The organism is Streptomyces sp. NPDC020875 (assembly GCF_040641415.1).
GTDB lineage: Bacteria > Actinomycetota > Actinomycetes > Streptomycetales > Streptomycetaceae > Streptomyces.
On record NZ_JBFADP010000034.1, the window covers coordinates 22,958 to 39,398 of the forward strand.

Consider the following 16,441-nt stretch of genomic DNA (forward strand, 5'->3'; position numbering starts at 1 on the left):
CGGACCTCGTAACGGAACCCCATAACGAGGCCGCGTATCGGGGTCCGTTACAGAACCCCGTTACGGGCGGGATACCCGGGGCGAGTGGTGCCCCGGGTACGCCGGTTCCGGCAATCCCCGGCCGCGCCGCCGCTACTTCTTCAGCAGCGCCTTCGACGTCAGATACTCCTTCGCCACGTCCTCGGGCTTGGCCCGCTCGGAGTCCACCTTGCGGTTGAGGGCGGCCAGGTCCTCGGTGGTGAGGACCTTCGTGAGCCGGTCGAGGGCGGCGGCTATCGCGGGGTCGCCCGCGTCCTTCGCGTTCACCACGGGCAGGACGTTGTCGGCGTTCTGGAGCTTCTTGTCGTCCGCCAGGAAGACCAGTCCTTCCATCACGGCGTCCGTCGTGGTGGTGAGCACGAGCTGCGCGTCGCCGTCCTTCACCGCCTGCTTGGACTGCGGGGTGCCTACGCCCTTGGGGTCGATACCGGTGACGTCGATGCCGTACGTCTTCTTCAGACCGGGCGCGCAGAAGGGCCGTACGGCGCACTCGTCACCGGCCGCGATCCGGACCCCCAGCTTCGCCCGGCCCAGATCGGAAAGGGTCTTGAGGTTGTTCTTCTCCGCGAATTCGGCACTCACGGCGAAGGCGTTCTGATCGACCGCGCCACCCGCCGGGAGGACCTTGAGGCCGCGCGGTTCGGCCAGCTCGGTGAGGGCGGCCACGGTGGCCGTGACATCGCTGGACGCGACCGGCTTCTGCTCCGGCGCCTTCGGCCCGTTCACCTTCGCGTTCAGGAATTCGGCGAGGGTCGCCGCGTATTCCGGGACGATGTCGATCTCGCCCTTCTCCAGCGATGGTTCGTACAGCTCCCGGTTCTTCACCGTGGTGACGGAGGTCTTATAACCGTGCTCCGCGAGGAGTTGGGCATACAGCTCGGCCAGGATCTTCGACTCGGTGAACGCGGCGGCCCCTACGACGAGGGATCCCTTTCCGCCCGAACCGTCCTTCGACTTCTCCAGACTGTCGCCGTCACCGCAGGCGGCGAGGGTGCCCGCGAGCGCCAGTGCCGTCATCGCGGCGGCGGCACCCCGGAAAGCCTTCGCGGACCTCACGGACTTGATGGACTGCGTGGACTTCCTGGACTTCATGGACACGGGTGTCTCTCCGTTCGGACGGCCGCGGCCCGGACCGGACGCGGTGGATGGGGCGGTGGAAAGCCGGATGGAGCCGAATACGGCGCCGAATCAGGCCGAATCAGACGGGACGGGAGCCGGAGGGGGTGAAGGCAGCCGGGCCACCCGGGCGCTCAGCCGCCCGCGCCCGCCGGGGCGGGTCGGCGGTCCGCCGTACGCCGGGCCCGGCGGCGCGCGGCCCCCGGGTCGACCAGCCGGTCCAGCCCGATCAGCGCCCCCTCGACGGTCAGCGCGAGCAGCGCCGCGAGCAGCGCCCCGGCCACGACCTGAGGGGTGTTGTAGGTGTTGAACCCGGCGGTGATGATCCGGCCGAGGCCGCCCTGTCCGACCATGGACGCGATGGTCGCGGTGGCCACCACCTGGACGGCGGCGGACCGGATCCCGGTCATCAGCAGCGGATAGGCCAGCGGAAGCTCGACCCGGCGGAAGATCTGCGGGCCGGACATCCCCATCCCGCGCGCGGCTTCGACGACCGCCCGGTCCACCTCCCGCATCCCGACATAGGCATTGGTGAGCAGCGGTGGGACGGCGAAGAGGACCAGGGCGATGATCGTCGGCAGATAGCCCTCGCTCCGCAGCGGGGTGAGCATCAGCAGCGCCAGGACCGCGAAGACCGGGATCGCCCGCCCGGCGTTGGAGAGATTGACCGCGAGCGTGCCGCCGCGCCCGATGTGGCCGAGCCAGAAGGCGATCGGCAGGGCGATCGCGCAGGCGACGGCGAGGGCGACCCCGCTGACGTACACATGCTCGCCCAGCCGGTGCCAGACACCGCTCTCCCCCGACCAGTTGGATCCGGTGGCGAGCCAGGTCCACGCGTCGGCCACGACTCCCATCAGGCCCCCTCCCCCGCAGGCTGTATTCGGGCACCGGGCGGCCCGCCGGCCGGGTTCCCCGGGCCACCGGCCGTCCGGGCGCGCCGGGGGCTCCTGGTCCACGGCGTCAGCAGCCGCTGGATCCCCAGCAGCAGCAGATCGGCGGTGACGGCGAGTAGTACGCAGAGCACCGAAGCGGTCAGCACCTGGGCCTTGAAGGTGGTCTGCACCCCTTCGTCGATCAGATTGCCCAGACCGCCCTTGCCGACCAGGGCGCCGACGGTCGTCAGCGCGATCGTCGACACCGTCGCCATCCGCACCCCGGCCATCAGCGCCGGTATCGCCAGCGGCAGTTCGACTTCCCAGAGCAGCCGCCCCGGCCCGTAACCCATCCCCCGGGCGGCCTCCCGCGCCTCGGCGGGCACGGCGGCCAGCCCGGCCAGGATGTTCCGGACCAGGATCGTCAGCGAATAGAGCACCAGGCCGGTGACGACGAGGGCGGCCGAGAGGCCGAAGACCGGCAGCAGCAGCGAGAACATCGCCAGCGACGGAATCGTGTACAGCAGGGTCGTCAGACCGAGGACGGGACCGGCGAAGGCCGGCTTCGCCCGGGCCAGCAGGGCGAGCGGAAAGGCGACCGCGAGCCCGATCAGCACGGAGACGACGGTGATCCACACATGTTCGGCCGTGGCGTCCGTCAGCTCCTGGCTCCGGGAGCGCAGATACTCCCCGCAGATCCAGTCATTGGCCGCCAGACAGCTCTGCCCCGCGGCCGTGCCGATACTCATGCTCCCCCACCTCCCCGTCGGCGCCGAACCTATGTCTGGTGCCCGGAAACGACCCTAACTCCCGCCACCGACAATCGCCCGGGGGTATCCCACGGCGGCAACATGGGCTTCACAGACCACCGGCACAATGGGGAACCATGATCCGTTTCGAGCACGTCACCAAGCGGTACGCGGACGGCACGACGGCCGTCGACGATCTGTCGTTCGAGGTGAACGAGGGCGAACTGATCACGCTCGTCGGCCCGTCCGGCTGCGGCAAGACCACCACGATGAAGATGGTGAACCGGCTGATCGAGCCGACCTCCGGCCGGATACTCCTCGACGGCGAGGACATATCCACCGTCGATCCGGTCCGGCTGCGCCGCCGGATCGGCTATGTCATCCAGCAGGTCGGACTGTTCCCGCACAAGACCGTCCTCGACAACACGGCGACCGTTCCGCATCTGCTGAACTGGTCCCGCAAGAAGGCCAGGGCCCGGGCCGCCGAACTCCTCGACCTGGTCGGACTCGACCCGTCCGTGCACGGCGACCGCTACCCCGACCAGCTCTCCGGCGGCCAGCGCCAGCGGGTCGGTGTGGCCCGCGCGCTCGCCGCCGATCCGCCGGTGCTGCTGATGGACGAGCCGTTCGGCGCGGTCGACCCGGTGGTCCGCGAGCATCTCCAGAACGAGTTCCTGCGGCTCCAGTCGCAGGTCCGCAAGACGGTGCTCTTCGTCACGCACGACATCGAGGAGGCCGTCCGGCTCGGTGACCGGATCGCCGTCTACGGCGCCGGGCGGATCGAGCAGTTCGACGCGCCCGCGGCGGTGCTGGGCGCGCCCGCGACGCCGTACGTCGCCGATTTCGTCGGCGCCGACCGGGGGTTGAAGCGGCTCTCCGTCACCCCGATCGAGGAGGGCGATCTGGAGCAGCCGCCGGTGGTCCGGCTGGACGATCCGCTCCCCGCCGACCTGGGCGCGCGCTGGGCCGTCGTCCTCGACGCCGAGGGCGCCCTGCACGGCTGGATCCCGGCGGAACCCGCCCGCGCCGCGGGCGGCGGCACCGGGGGCGGCGCGCGGGGCACCGTACGGGACCATGCCCGCCGGATGGAGGCGTGGCTGCCGCTGGGCGCGTCCCTGAAGCAGGCTTTCGCCACCATGCTCCAGCACGACGCGGGCTGGATCGCGGTGGTCGACCGGGAGTCGGAGGGACGTTTCCTCGGGGTGCTGACCCCGGCCCGGCTGCACGAGGCGCTGCGCCGCTCCATCGACGCGGACGGGCGGGACGTGCCGCGTACGGAGGTCGATCTGGAGTCCGTCGACGCGCTCCCGGACCCGGCCGCGCCGCGCCGCCCGTAGCCCCGGCCGTAGCTCAGTTCGTACGCGGCCCCGCACGGCCGGAACTTTCCGGTCCGGGCGCGCGGGGCCGCGTACGGGGTACGGGGATCAGGCGGAGGTAAGCCGTCCGCTCAGCCACTCCAGCGCCGGGGGGATCTCCCGCTTCCAGGTGGTGAAGTTGTGGCCGCCGCTGTCCAGCAGGATCGACGACACCCGGGCGGGCGGCCGTACCTTGTCGATGAAGCGGAGGGTGTCCTTCAGATTGGGTTCGCCCTTCTTCGACGAGGTGACCAGGAAGGACGTCTTCGCGGGCGGCTTGTTGTCCAGGCTCCACAGCAGGTTCGCGCGCTGCCGCAGCTCCTTCTTCCCCTGGAACAGATCGCCGGTCGTCCGGTCCTCGGGCGCCTCGTAGTAGGCGGAGAGCCCGGCCCCGGCGGCGAACCGGTCGGGATGGTGGAGCGCGATCTTCAGGGAGCAGTAGCCGCCGGTGGAATTGCCGATGATGCCCCAGTTAGCGGCGTTCGTACCGACCCGGTAGACACCGGCGACCGCGGTGGGCAGATCGTCGGCGAAGAACGTCTCGGTCTGCGGCCCGCCCGGAATGTCGACGCATTCGGTGTCCCGGGGCGGTGCCACGGTCGGCCGCAGCATCACCAGCACCATCGGCTGGATCTTCCCCTTCGCCGCCATTTCGTGCGCGGTCCTCGGATACTTCAGCGCCTTGATCAGATTCTCGGCGGTGCCGGGATAGCCGGTGAGGACGATCGCGGCCGGAAAGCGCTTCTTCGCGTACTGCGGCTGGAAGTACTCGGGCGGCAGATAGACATAGGCCGGGCTCTTGATCGCGGACTTCTCGCCGTCGACGGCGATCTTCTGGATCTGGCCGCCCCGCTCGGGCCGGTCGCCGCCGGGGACGTCCAGCCGCTGGGTGCCCATCACCTTGATCCGCTTGCCGCCCGCCGAGTGGTCCACGACCACCCCGAGGTCCTGCTGCTTGCCGAAGAGGTCGGCCCAGGACCCGTAGAAGAGGAACGCGTTGTTCGCCACCAGGCCGACCGAGGCGAAGATCGCCAGCTGGGTGGCGAGCAGCAGGGCTATCCGGCCGGTGACGGCACGCCACGTTCTCCCCGCGAGCCGGGGCCAGAGCCAGATCGTCGAGGCGAACAGCACGACGGCCGCTACGACCGCCATGACCAGGACCGTAGTACTGGTCAGACCCATGGGAGGGCCCTTCCTTGTCGGGGGCCCCGACAGCCGGGACCGGCGAAATGTTCAGATTCCCCGGACAGGAAGGAACCCGTCCAGGAGGACTTTCGTCCTACAGGGCGCACATCGCCCGAGCCGTCCGACCAACGGCTCACCGGCGGAAGAAACTCTCGCGAAGCAGAACGAGCACAAGAAGTACCGGAGCACAGTACTGCCATGTCCGTATCCCTAGATGGTGATAAATCGCCTTCGGTTCCCCGGCCGTCAGATCGGAATCACGACGGACGGAACCTGGACGAACAGTCCGGAATCACTCCGGACCGGAACACCGGATCACCGGGACAGGGGACGAGGGACACCGAAACGGGGGCGGAGAAGACCATGAGGAAACGGGCGATGAAGGAACGAATACAGCGGGTGGCGGACGGCGTACGGCGGATTCCGTTCGGCCCCCGTCCGGAGTCCGTGCCCGCGTTCGTCGGCACGGCGTGCACGCTGGTCGGACTGATCGACATCGCCTCCGGGATCGTGCCGCGATTCCGCCACAGCAGCGCCCACGCCCTCGTCGAGGTCCTGCCGGGCGCGACCGGGCCCTTCGCCGCCGCCCTCTCCCTCGGGGTCGGCGTACTGCTCCTGCTGCTCGCGCACGGCCTCAAGCGGCACAAGCGGCGGGCCTGGCGGGCGGCGGTGATCCTGCTCCCGGTCGGCGCCTTCGTCCAGTACGCGTACCGCGAATCCGTCGTCGGAGTGGCGGTCTCCCTGCTGGTGCTGGCGCTGCTGCTGCGCCACCGGGCCCAGTTCTCGGCCCTGCCCGACCCGCGCAGCCGCTGGAAGGCGCTGGCCAATTTCGTGGTGATGAGCGCCGGATCGATCGGCCTCGGCCTGGTCGTGGTCAGCGCCCACCCCGACAACGAACTGGGCAACCCCGGCATCGCCGACCGGCTGGAGCACACCCTCTACGGCCTCTTCGGCTTCGAGGGCCCGATCGCCTACGCGGGCGACGACTCCTGGACCGTCGGCTACTCCCTCGGCGCGCTCGGCCTGCTGACCGCCGTCACCACCATCTACTTCGCCTTCCGGCCCGAGCACCCCACCGCCCGGCTCACCGAGGAGGACGAGCGGCAGCTACGCGAACTCCTCGACCGGCACGGCGCCCGCGACTCCCTCGGCCATTTCGCGCTCCGCCGCGACAAGAGCGTCGTCTTCTCGCCCAGCGGCAAGGCCGCCGTCTGCTACCGGGTGGTGTCCGGGGTGATGCTGGCCAGCGGCGACCCCATCGGGGACGTCGAGGCGTGGCCCGGCGCGATCGAACGCTTCATGGACGAGGCGAAGGCCCATTCCTGGACACCCGCCGTGATGGGCTGTTCGGAGACCGGCGGCCAGGTGTGGACCCGGGAGACCGGCCTCGACGCGCTGGAACTCGGCGACGAGGCGGTGGTGGACGTCGCGGATTTCTCCCTCTCCGGGCGCGCCATGCGCAATGTCCGGCAGATGGTCAAACGGATCGAGCGCAATGGCTACACCACCCGCGTTCGACGCGCCCGTGATCTGTCGGAGCCGGAGCTGGCGCAGGTCAGGAAGGCCGCCGAGGAATGGCGCGGCACGGAGACCGAACGCGGCTTCTCCATGGCGCTCGGCCGGATCGGCGACCCCTCGGACGGGGACGCGGTGATCGCCACCGCCCACAAGGACGACCCGGACTCCCCGTACGGCGATCTGAAGGCGATCATCCACTTCGTTCCGTGGGGGAAGGACGGGATGTCCCTGGAGCTGATGCGGCGCGACCGCTCGGCCGACCCCGGGATGAACGAACTGCTGATCGTGGCCGCCCTCCAGGCCGCGCCCGGCCTCCGGGTCGAGCGGGTCTCCCTCAACTTCGCGATGTTCCGCTCGGCGCTCGCCCGGGGCGAGAAGATCGGCGCCGGGCCGGTCCTGCGGGCCTGGCGGGGGCTGCTGGTCTTCCTCTCCCGCTGGTTCCAGATCGAGTCGCTGTACAAGTTCAACGCCAAGTTCCAGCCGCGCTGGGAGCCCCGGTTCGTGGTCTTCCGCAAGTCGGGCGATCTGCCCCGGATCGGCTTTGCCGCGATGCAGGCGGAGGGGTTCGTTCCGCCGGGTCCGCCGCGCCCGTTCGCGGCCCGCAGGCCCCCGCGCCCGGAGCGCCCCTGCACCCATGTGATCCCGGTCACCGCCCGTCCGGCGTCCGGGGTGGGCCGGGCCGCGTAACGGGGGGCGGGCCTCGGGCGCCGATCGCGATCCCGGGGCGCGGGCCTACGCTGGCCCTATGAGTACGTTGCGTGGATTGCCGGAGTGGGACCGCTGCGCGGTCATGGGCGTCGTGAACGTCACCCCGGACTCCTTCTCCGACGGAGGGCGCTGGTTCGACACCACCGCCGCCGTCAAGCGGGGCATAGACCTGGTCGCGGACGGCGCCGACCTGGTGGACGTCGGCGGCGAGTCGACCCGTCCCGGTGCCAGCCGGGTGGACGAGGAGGAGGAGCTGCGGCGGGTGGTGCCCGTGGTCCGCCAGCTCACCGCCGAGGGCGTCACGGTCTCCGTCGACACCATGCGGGCGCGGGTCGCCGACCGGGCGGTCGCCGCCGGAGCCGTACTCGTCAACGATGTCAGCGGCGGACTCGCCGACCCGGAGATGGTCCCGGCGGTCGCCGCCGCGGGCGTCCCGTTCGTGGTCATGCACTGGCGTGGTTTCAGCCATGACATGAACAGCCGGGCCGTCTACGGGGACGTGGTCACCGAGGTCGTCGGGGAGCTGCGGACCCGGATGGAGGCCGTCGTGGCGGGCGGGATCCCGCCCGAGCTGATCGTCGTCGACCCCGGGCTCGGCTTCGCCAAGGAGGCCGCCCACGACCTGGCGCTGGTCGCCCGGCTCGACGCCCTGCGCGAGCTGGGCCGCCCGCTGCTGGTCGCCGCCTCCCGCAAGCGGTTCCTGGGCCACGTACTGGCCGGGGACACCAAGGACGGGCTGCCGCCGCGCGCCCGGGAGCGGGACGCGGCCACGGCGGCGATCTCGGCGATCGCCGCGTACGAAGGAGCCTGGGCGGTACGGGTCCACGAGGTCCGGGCCACCGCCGACGCCGTACGGGTCGCCCGGGCCGTCGGGGCCGCCCGGTGACCCCGGGCCCCGGAACGGGGGACGACAACCCCGGCGACGGGCCGGGCGACGGCTCGCGGCGTCGGGAGCCGGGGCCTTCGGGACGGCCGGAACCCGCCCCCTCTCAAGAGGAGGCCGACATCGCCGCCGTGACCGCGGCCAATACCGCCTTCTACGAGGCCGTGGAGCGCGGCGACGCCGACGCCATGGACGAGCTGTGGCTCCTCGACGACGGAGTGTCCTGCGTCCACCCGGGGTGGCCGGTGCTCTCCGGCCGGGGCGAGGTGCTCCGCTCGTACGCGCTGATCATGGCTCATACCGATTACATCCAGTTCTTCCTCACCGACGTACGGGTCGAGATCGCCGCCGATACGGCCGTCGTCACCTGTACCGAGAACATCCTCAGCAGCGACCCGGCGGAACCCGCCGACGAACCGGGCGCCCTGGTCGGCGCGCATGTCGTGGCCACCACGGTGTTCCGGCGCGCGGGCGACGACTGGCGCATCTGGTCCCACCACGGATCACCGGTCCTCACCGAGGACGACGGCCCGGGCGGCCCCGGCGACGGCCCGGCGGGTGGCTGATACCGGACGCCGGACACCGCTGGGGGGTACCCGTCCGCGAATGGTGTCAGTGGGCGCAGGTAGATTCGAATCGGGCGAAGGCGCCCGCCGGGCCCGGTACGTACGGGCCGCACCGGCGGTGCCCGCCCGTACGAGACCCGAAGACCTGACGTAGCAGAAGCAGCAGAAGAAGCAGACGGACGACAGACCGACGGCCCCGCGGACCGCCAGCCGGACCGGGGGCCGACCGATGACTTACGGACAGCAGGAGTGATTCGCGTGGATCGTGTCGCGCTGCGCGGCCTCAAGGCCCGCGGGCACCACGGCGTCTTCCCCCGGGAGCGCGAAGAGGGCCAGACCTTCATCGTCGATCTGGTGCTCGGACTCGACACCCGGCCCGCCGCGGCCGACGACGACCTGGCGAAGACCGTCCACTACGGCCTGGTGGCCGAGGAGGTCGTGGCCATCGTCGAGGGCGACCCCGTGGACCTCATCGAGACCCTCGCCGAACGGATCTCCGCGGCCTGCCTCAAGTTCGACGGCGTCGAGGAGGTGGAGGTCGTGGTGCACAAGCCGGACGCGCCGATCACCGTGCCCTTCGACGACGTCACCGTCACCATCCGCCGGAGCCGGACATGAGCGACCCCACGGTGCAGCCCGTACCGACCTCCGTCGTCGAGCAGGTCGACGCCGCGGACACCACCCTCTCCAACCCCCGCCGCGCCGTCCTCGCCCTCGGCTCCAACCTGGGGAACCGCCTGGAGACCCTCCAGGGCGCCGTCGACGCGCTGGAGGACACCCCCGGCGTCCGGGTCAAAGCGGTCTCCCCCGTCTACGAGACCGAGCCGTGGGGCGTCGAGCCCGGCTCCCAGCCGTCGTACTTCAACGCGGTCGTCGTCGTCCGCACCACCCTGCCGCCGAAATCCCTGCTGGAACGGGGCCAGGCCATCGAAGAGGCGTACGAGCGGGTCCGCGACGAGCGCTGGGGCCCCCGGACCATCGACGTCGACATCGTGGCGTACGCGGACGAGGTCTCCGCCGACCCCGTCCTCACCCTGCCCCACCCCAGAGCCCACGAACGGGCCTTCGTCCTCGCGCCCTGGCACGACATCGACCCCGCCGCCGAGCTGCCCGGACACGGCGCCGTCGCCGATCTGCTGACCGCCGTCGGACGGGACGGCGTCGCCGTCCGGGCCGACCTGGAACTCCGCCTGCCGGAATAGTCGTTAGGCTCGTGCCGACGGCCCCGCGGACGACCGCGCGCGCCGTCGGCCGACGAGACCGTACAGAAAGGACGTGGACGCCCGGTGAAGCAGCTACACCTCGGGGTGCTGGCCGGGATTTTCGTCGCGGCCGGAGTGCTGTCGTGGGCGGCGGCCCGGCTGTGGGACTCCTTCGGCACCCTGCCCGCGGTGCCGCTGGCCGCGCCGATCGTGCTCGCCGTCATCGCGGCGGTCCTCGCCGCGACGGCGCTCTCCATCCGCTCCCGCCTCAAGGCCCAACGCGAACGGCGCCCCGGAGCGAAGGGCGTCGAACCCCTGATGGCCGCGCGGGCACTGGTCTTCGGCCAGGCCAGCGCGCTGGTGGCGGCGCTGGTCAGCGGGATGTACGGCGGAGTGGGCGTCTTCCTGCTCGGCTCCCTCGACATCCCGGCCCGCCGCGACCAGGCGATCTACGCGGGGGCGTCGGTGGTCGCGGGCATCGCGGTCATCGCGGCGGCGCTCTTCCTGGAGCGCGTCTGCAAACTCCCCGACGACCCGGAGGCCCTCGCCCCGGGCGCCACGCCGCACTAGGCAGTCCCCGAGCCGGCGTAGCGGCCTTCCCTGGGGACCCCCAGCGCGTTGCCCCTCCACGGCGTCGCCGAAAGAACCAGGCCGCGCCCGGCGGCCTGCTGTTGTTCGCGGTCCGCACCACCGTCGTGGCTTGTCTCGCAGTTCCGCCCCCTATGCCTTCGGCAATGGGGGGACCCCCAGCGCCACCTGGGTTGCCCTCCTGGCCGCCCTCGGAAAGAGGCCGACCCTCCTACCAGGAGCGAGGCCCGTTTCAGGGCCAGCGCTCGGGAGAGCATTTAGGGGCGCGGGGAACTGCGCGACAAGCCCACGACGGCGCGCGGTCGGCAAAGACGGGCGGGGACCACTCACGGACTCCGTCGCGGCGCACCCCACAGCGGGAGGCGCCCTGCGGGAGGCGCCCCCGCGCTTACGCCATGATCAGGCTCATCGCCTCGTTGCGGGTCGCCGGGTCGCGGAGCTGGCCGCGTACCGCGGAGGTGATCGTCTTCGCGCCGGGTTTGCGGACGCCGCGCATCGTCATACACATGTGCTCGCACTCGACGACCACGATCACGCCCCTCGGTTCGAGGATCTCCATCAGGGAGTCGGCGATCTGGGTGGTGAGGCGCTCCTGGACCTGGGGGCGGCGGGCGTAGACGTCGACCAGGCGGGCCAGCTTGGAGAGCCCGGTGATCTTGCCGTCGCTGGAGGGGATGTAGCCGACGTGGGCGACGCCCACGAAGGGCACCAGGTGGTGCTCGCAGGAGCTCATCACCTCGATGTCCTTGACCAGCACCATCTCGTCGTGGCCGAGGTCGAAGGTGGTGGTGAGGACGTCCTCCGGCTGCTGCCAGAGCCCGGAGAATATCTCGCGGTAGGCGCGGGCCACCCGGGCCGGGGTCTCGCGCAGGCCCTCACGGTCGGGGTCCTCACCGACCGCGATGAGCAGCTCGCGGATCGCGTTCTCGGCGCGCTTCTCGTCGAACTCGCCGATCGGGCTCGCCCCGCTCAGGGTCACCGGGTCGGTCATCTGTGCCTCGTTCCTCTTGCTCCGCACTCGCACGGTCATGCGAATGCCGCGTCCCCCCAGGCTAGAACCTGGGGGGACGCGGCAGCCATCCCGGTACGGGTGTGACGCGGGAGACATCCCGGTCGCACCCGGGGCGTCAGCTGGGCTCGGGGCGGTCCTCCGGGGCCACCTCGAGGCCGGGCTTGGTGGTGTCCGTCGGGGCCGGGGTGCCGTTGGCTCCCGTGGCTCCGTTGGTGTTCGTCAGTGCCAGCTCCTTGGGGGAGAGCACCGGCGGACGGGTGGAGGGCGTACGGTGCGTCGAGCCGGTCCACGCGGGACGGGCCGGGCGCCGGACGATCGGGGCGAAGATCTCGGCGATCTCCTCCTTGCCGAGCGTCTCCTTCTCCAGCAGCTGGAGGACCAGGTTGTCGAGGACGTCCCGGTTCTCCACCAGGATCTCCCACGCCTCGTTGTGCGCGGTCTCGATCAGCTTCTTGACCTCTTCGTCGACGAGCGCCGCGACCTCTTCCGAGTAGTCGCGCTGGTGCGCCATCTCACGGCCGAGGAAGGGCTCGGTGTTGTCGCCGCCGAACTTGATCGCGCCGAGGCGCTCGGTCATGCCGTACTGGGTGACCATGGCCCGCGCGGTGGCGGTGGCCTTCTCGATGTCGTTGGCCGCGCCGGTGGTCGGGTCGTGGAAGACCAGTTCCTCCGCCGCGCGTCCGCCCAGCATGTAGGCCAGCTGGTCGAGCATCTCGTTGCGGGTGGTGGAGTACTTGTCCTCGTCCGGCAGGACCATCGTGTAGCCGAGGGCCCGGCCGCGCGACAGGATGGTGATCTTGTGGACCGGGTCGGAGTTCGGCGAGGCCGCCGCGACCAGGGCGTGACCGCCCTCGTGGTACGCGGTGATCTTCTTCTCCTTGTCCGACATGATCCGGGTCCGCTTCTGCGGGCCCGCGACCACCCGGTCGATCGCCTCGTCCAGCGAGTGGTTGTCGATCAGCTTCTTGTCGCTGCGCGCGGTGAGCAGCGCGGCTTCGTTGAGCACGTTCGACAGGTCGGCGCCGGTGAAGCCGGGGGTCCGCCGGGCGACGGCGCCCAGGTCGACGTCGGGCGCGACCGGCTTGCCCTTCTGGTGGACCTTGAGGATCTCCAGCCGGCCCTGCATGTCGGGGCGGTCGACGGCGATCTGCCGGTCGAAGCGGCCGGGACGCAGCAGCGCCGGGTCGAGGATGTCGGGCCGGTTGGTGGCGGCGATCAGGATGACGCCGCCCTTGACGTCGAAGCCGTCCATCTCGACGAGGAGCTGGTTGAGGGTCTGCTCGCGCTCGTCGTGGCCGCCGCCGAGGCCCGCGCCGCGGTGCCGGCCGACGGCGTCGATCTCGTCGACGAAGACGATGGCGGGGGCGTTGGCCTTGGCCTGCTCGAAGAGGTCGCGGACCCGGGAGGCGCCGACGCCGACGAACATCTCGACGAAGTCGGAGCCGGAGATCGAGTAGAAGGGGACGCCCGCCTCACCGGCGACGGCACGGGCCAGCAGGGTCTTGCCGGTGCCGGGCGGGCCGTACAGCAGCACACCCTTGGGGATCTTGGCGCCGACGGCCTGGAACTTGGCCGGCTCCTGCAGGAACTCCTTGATCTCGTGGAGTTCCTCGACCGCCTCGTCGGACCCGGCCACATCGGCGAAGGTCGTCTTCGGGGTGTCCTTGGTGATCAGCTTGGCCTTGGACTTCCCGAAGTTCATCACCCGGGAGCCGCCGCCCTGCATCTGGTTCATCAGGAAGAGGAAGACCAGCACGATCAGTACGAAGGGCAGCAGCGAGAGCAGGATCGACAGGAACGGGCTCTGCTTGGAGGGCGAGACCGTGTAGCCCTTCTCGATCTCCCCGGACTCGAACTTCTGCTGCAGCGTCTTGGCGAGATCGGCGCCCTGGCTGCCGATATAGCTCGCCTGGATCTTGGAGCTGCCCTTGATCTTCTGGCCGTCCTTCAGTTCGGCCTTGATGATCTGGTCGTCGCCGGTGGTCAGCTTGACCTGTTCGACCTGGTTCTTGTCGATCGCCTGAATGACCTGGCCGGTGTCCACCGTCTTGTAGCCGCCCGAGGAGCCGACGACCTGCATCACCACGACCACGGCAAGGACGACCAGCACGATCCACATGACCGGCCCACGGAAGTATCGCTTCACGTCCATCCATACGGGGCGGTGTCGCCCCGTTCCTCCTGCCCGTAGGTAAATGCTGCTGTGGGAAAAGACTGTTCTTCGGAAGGTACCTCAGCTTGACAACCGCGACCGCACGGTGCGGCGACAAACCCGCCCTCCCACGCATCAACGGCGCGAGGGGTCGGTTGGTTCCCACCGGGATTCCACCGGTATCGGACCGATACCCGGGAACGCCCTGGAAGTAGCTGCCCGGAGGCCCGGCGGCCCATGGCCCGGGACCCGTACGAGAAGGCCCGGGAGGGCCCCGTACGAGTCGCCCCGGGCCCCGCGCGGGGCCGCCGGAACGGTTCAGCCGCCGTAGACGTGCGGCGCCAGGGTGCCGACGAACGGCAGGTTGCGGTACTTCTCGGCGTAGTCGAGGCCGTAGCCCACGACGAACTCGTTGGGGATGTCGAAGCCGATCCACTTGACGTCGATCGCGACCTTTGCGGCATCCGGCTTACGGAGCAGGGTGCAGACCTCGATCGACGCGGGCTCGCGGGAGCCCAGGTTCGACAGCAGCCAGGAGAGGGTCAGCCCGGAGTCGATGATGTCCTCGACGATCAGGACGTGCCGTCCCTTGATGTCGGTGTCGAGGTCCTTCAGGATCCGCACCACACCGGAGGACTGCGTTCCGGCGCCGTACGACGATACGGCCATCCAGTCCATGGTGACCGGGCTGGACAGGGTGCGGGCCAGATCCGCCATCACCATCACGGCGCCCTTGAGCACCCCGACGAGCAGCAGATCCTTGCCCGCGTACTCCGCGTCGATCTTCGCCGCCAGCTCGGCCAGCTTCGCGTCGATCTCTTCCTTGGTGATGAGCACCGACTGGAGGTCGGTGCCCATGTCCTTCTCGTTCACGCGGTCGCTTTCTGTCTCGCCGGGGTGAGGCGCCGGTGGCGGCGGTCTGGATCGCCGGGCGCCTCGGCCTGGTCAGCCTTGCCGGATGACAAGTCTGCCACTCTGCCGTCGCGCCTCGACGCGGCCCGGCAGATTGATGGCACCCTGGCCGCGCCAGCCGGTGATCAGCCGGTCGACCTCCTCGACATGACGGGCGAACAGCGACCCGGCGGGCGATCCGGCGTCGATCACGGCCCGGCGCAGTACCCGGCGGCGGACGGCGGGCGGCAGCGCGTAGAGCTTGGCGCACTCCAGCTCCCCCGACTCGTCCCGTACGGCGGCGTCCGCGTCGGCGGCCCAGCTGTCGAGGGCGTCGGCGTCGTCGCGGGAGAGCTGCGCGGTCCGGGCCAGGGCCTCCACGACGCCCTTGCCGAGCGCCTTCTCCAGCGCCGGAAGGCCCTCGTGGCGGAGCCGGGAACGGGTGTAGGCGGGGTCGGCGTTGTGCGGGTCGTCCCAGACCGGGAGCGCCTGGACCAGGCACGCCTTACGGGCGGTCTGGCGGTCCAGCTCCAGGAAGGGGCGGCGGTAGCGGCGGTGGGCGCCGGAGACGGCGGCCATACCGGACAGGGAACGGATACCGGAACCCCTGGCCAGCCCGAGCAGGACGGTCTCGGCCTGGTCGTCGCGGGTGTGGCCGAGGAGTACGGCGACGGCGCCGTGCCGCTCGGCGGCGGCGTCGAGGGCGGCGTACCGGGCGTCGCGGGCCGCGGCCTCCGGGCCGCCGTCCCGGCCGACCCGGACGGAGACGGCCTCGACCGGGTCCAGACCCATCGCGGCGAGCCGGTTGGCGACCTCGGCGGCACGGAGTCCCGAACCGTCCTGGAGGCCGTGGTCGACGGTGACGGCACCGGCACGGATATCGAGCTTGCGGGCCTCGAACGCGAGGGCGGAGGCGAGTGCCATCGAGTCGGCGCCGCCGGAGCAGGCGACCAGCACGAGAGGGCGGCCGGAGGCGGCGGCCCGGCCGGAGGCCGCGGGGGACGCGACGGGGCGCGGCACGGGGGCGTCGGGGAGCCGGGAGGCGGGGGCCGGGGGGTGGCCGAGCCGTACGGGCCGCTCGGAGTGGGTGGTGCGAGCGGCGGGCGATCCCGGGGCGCCGGGGGCGGGGAAGGAGCCGGGGTTCGGGCCGTGGGGGGTGGGGTGGGGGGTACCCGGGGTGGTGCGGGGGGTGAGCTGGCTCAGGGGGGTGAGGGGGGTTTGGGGGTCGGTGGCCGATCCGGCCGCCGCCGTTCCGGGGCGGGCCGCGGTGGCGCCGACCTCGGTACCGGACCGTTCGGGGTGTCCGGCGTATTCGGTCAGGATGTCGTGGAGGACGCGGCGGACCGCCAGGCGTATCGCCGCGACCGCTGGATGGGGACCCATATCCGGTGCCCTTCGTGAAATGAGGATGTCGGGGGGTGCCTCTGGGGCGCTCCGGGTGGCGTGCTGGCTCGGCGGCTCAGAAGTCGTCACTCAGAGTGCGTCGATGGTGACAGAAGCGGGCCGTTCCCCGAGCATCGCACGCCTAACCCTGGCCATACGGTCCCTCGGACGGGTGACGTGATGCCCTCCAGGGGGGCGTCTCCCGCCCCCCTGACGGCGTAC

15 protein-coding genes are annotated in these 16,441 nt (G+C 71.0%); 7 read left to right on the forward strand and 8 right to left on the reverse strand.

Features of this window, described 5'->3' with window-relative positions:
* Positions 1-132 precede the first annotated feature (132 nt).
* From AB0G74_RS20470 to AB0G74_RS20480, 3 genes are all read right to left on the reverse strand, one after another.
* Positions 133-1,056 carry an ABC transporter substrate-binding protein gene (locus AB0G74_RS20470; RefSeq protein ID WP_361148302.1) on the reverse strand — a complete coding sequence of 308 codons (924 nt, stop codon included), beginning with the start codon at positions 1,054-1,056 and terminating at the stop codon, positions 133-135.
* 233 nt (positions 1,057-1,289) lie between these two features.
* A complete protein-coding gene (locus AB0G74_RS20475) occupies positions 1,290-2,009 on the reverse strand; it encodes an ABC transporter permease (protein ID WP_361148184.1) in 720 nt (239 codons plus the stop codon).
* A complete protein-coding gene (locus tag AB0G74_RS20480; protein ID WP_361148186.1) occupies positions 2,009-2,776 on the reverse strand; it encodes an ABC transporter permease in 768 nt (255 codons plus the stop codon). Before AB0G74_RS20480 ends, AB0G74_RS20475 begins: the two co-directional genes overlap by 1 nt.
* A 137-nt stretch (positions 2,777-2,913) precedes the next feature.
* On the opposite strand from AB0G74_RS20480, the gene AB0G74_RS20485 reads away from it, so the two are divergent.
* Positions 2,914-4,113 carry a betaine/proline/choline family ABC transporter ATP-binding protein gene (locus AB0G74_RS20485; protein WP_361148188.1) on the forward strand — a complete coding sequence of 400 codons (1,200 nt, stop codon included), beginning with the start codon at positions 2,914-2,916 and terminating at the stop codon, positions 4,111-4,113.
* An 87-nt stretch (positions 4,114-4,200) separates the two neighbouring features.
* Here AB0G74_RS20485 and AB0G74_RS20490 read toward each other — a convergent pair whose 3' ends face one another.
* Positions 4,201-5,313 (reverse strand): alpha/beta hydrolase-fold protein, encoded by a 1,113-nt coding sequence (locus AB0G74_RS20490; RefSeq protein ID WP_361148190.1) that lies wholly within the window; start codon positions 5,311-5,313, stop codon positions 4,201-4,203.
* A 381-nt stretch (positions 5,314-5,694) separates the two neighbouring features.
* Here AB0G74_RS20490 and AB0G74_RS20495 point away from each other — a divergent pair, with 381 nt between their 5' ends.
* The 6 genes from AB0G74_RS20495 to AB0G74_RS20520 all read left to right on the forward strand — a co-directional run bounded on the left by AB0G74_RS20495 (position 5,695) and on the right by AB0G74_RS20520 (position 10,763).
* Positions 5,695-7,521 carry a phosphatidylglycerol lysyltransferase domain-containing protein gene (locus AB0G74_RS20495; protein WP_361148192.1) on the forward strand — a complete coding sequence of 609 codons (1,827 nt, stop codon included), beginning with the start codon at positions 5,695-5,697 and terminating at the stop codon, positions 7,519-7,521.
* A gap of 58 nt (positions 7,522-7,579) precedes the next feature.
* Positions 7,580-8,428: a dihydropteroate synthase gene (gene folP, locus AB0G74_RS20500; RefSeq protein ID WP_358825376.1), complete on the forward strand. Its 849-nt coding sequence runs from the start codon at positions 7,580-7,582 to the stop codon at positions 8,426-8,428.
* Positions 8,429-8,547: 119 nt separating this feature from the next.
* Positions 8,548-8,991 (forward strand): nuclear transport factor 2 family protein, encoded by a 444-nt coding sequence (locus AB0G74_RS20505; RefSeq protein ID WP_361148304.1) that lies wholly within the window; start codon positions 8,548-8,550, stop codon positions 8,989-8,991.
* Positions 8,992-9,249: 258 nt separating this feature from the next.
* A complete protein-coding gene (folB, locus tag AB0G74_RS20510; protein ID WP_361148194.1) occupies positions 9,250-9,609 on the forward strand; it encodes a dihydroneopterin aldolase in 360 nt (119 codons plus the stop codon).
* Entirely contained in the window at positions 9,606-10,193 is a 588-nt protein-coding gene (gene folK / locus AB0G74_RS20515) for a 2-amino-4-hydroxy-6-hydroxymethyldihydropteridine diphosphokinase (protein WP_361148196.1), read from the forward strand. The genes folB and folK overlap by 4 nt, the downstream gene beginning before the upstream one ends.
* 84 nt (positions 10,194-10,277) lie before the next feature.
* Complete coding sequence (locus AB0G74_RS20520; protein ID WP_361148198.1) at positions 10,278-10,763, forward strand: DUF3180 domain-containing protein; 486 nt, start codon at positions 10,278-10,280, stop codon at positions 10,761-10,763.
* 406 nt (positions 10,764-11,169) lie between these two features.
* Here the strand turns inward: AB0G74_RS20520 and folE are convergent, their stop codons facing one another.
* From folE to tilS, 4 genes are all read right to left on the reverse strand, one after another.
* Positions 11,170-11,772: a GTP cyclohydrolase I FolE gene (folE, locus tag AB0G74_RS20525; protein ID WP_361148200.1), complete on the reverse strand. Its 603-nt coding sequence runs from the start codon at positions 11,770-11,772 to the stop codon at positions 11,170-11,172.
* Between the two features lie 136 nt (positions 11,773-11,908).
* Positions 11,909-13,945, reverse strand: coding sequence for an ATP-dependent zinc metalloprotease FtsH (ftsH, locus tag AB0G74_RS20530; protein ID WP_361148203.1), 2,037 nt, complete (start codon positions 13,943-13,945; stop codon positions 11,909-11,911).
* 318 nt (positions 13,946-14,263) lie between these two features.
* Positions 14,264-14,803, reverse strand: a complete 540-nt coding sequence (hpt, locus tag AB0G74_RS20535) for a hypoxanthine phosphoribosyltransferase (RefSeq protein ID WP_361148306.1) — start codon at positions 14,801-14,803, stop codon at positions 14,264-14,266.
* Between the two features lie 87 nt (positions 14,804-14,890).
* Complete coding sequence (tilS, locus tag AB0G74_RS20540) at positions 14,891-16,219, reverse strand: tRNA lysidine(34) synthetase TilS (protein ID WP_361148205.1); 1,329 nt, start codon at positions 16,217-16,219, stop codon at positions 14,891-14,893.
* Between the last annotated feature and the right edge of the window lie 222 nt (positions 16,220-16,441).

Excerpts from the sequence above, each read along its gene's own strand:
- AB0G74_RS20470 (WP_361148302.1), bottom strand. The coding sequence starts at position 1,056 with ATGACGGCACTGGCGCTCGCGGGCACCCTCGCCGCCTGCGGTGACGGC.
- AB0G74_RS20475 (WP_361148184.1), bottom strand. The coding sequence starts at position 2,009 with ATGGGAGTCGTGGCCGACGCGTGGACCTGGCTCGCCACCGGATCCAAC.
- AB0G74_RS20480 (WP_361148186.1), bottom strand. The coding sequence starts at position 2,776 with ATGAGTATCGGCACGGCCGCGGGGCAGAGCTGTCTGGCGGCCAATGAC.
- AB0G74_RS20485 (WP_361148188.1), top strand. The coding sequence starts at position 2,914 with ATGATCCGTTTCGAGCACGTCACCAAGCGGTACGCGGACGGCACGACG.
- AB0G74_RS20490 (WP_361148190.1), bottom strand. The coding sequence starts at position 5,313 with ATGGGTCTGACCAGTACTACGGTCCTGGTCATGGCGGTCGTAGCGGCC.
- AB0G74_RS20495 (WP_361148192.1), top strand. The coding sequence starts at position 5,695 with ATGAAGGAACGAATACAGCGGGTGGCGGACGGCGTACGGCGGATTCCG.
- folP (WP_358825376.1), top strand. The coding sequence starts at position 7,580 with ATGAGTACGTTGCGTGGATTGCCGGAGTGGGACCGCTGCGCGGTCATG.
- folK (WP_361148196.1), top strand. The coding sequence starts at position 9,606 with ATGAGCGACCCCACGGTGCAGCCCGTACCGACCTCCGTCGTCGAGCAG.
- folE (WP_361148200.1), bottom strand. The coding sequence starts at position 11,772 with ATGACCGACCCGGTGACCCTGAGCGGGGCGAGCCCGATCGGCGAGTTC.
- ftsH (WP_361148203.1), bottom strand. The coding sequence starts at position 13,945 with ATGGACGTGAAGCGATACTTCCGTGGGCCGGTCATGTGGATCGTGCTG.
- hpt (WP_361148306.1), bottom strand. The coding sequence starts at position 14,803 with ATGGGCACCGACCTCCAGTCGGTGCTCATCACCAAGGAAGAGATCGAC.
- tilS (WP_361148205.1), bottom strand. The coding sequence starts at position 16,219 with ATGGGTCCCCATCCAGCGGTCGCGGCGATACGCCTGGCGGTCCGCCGC.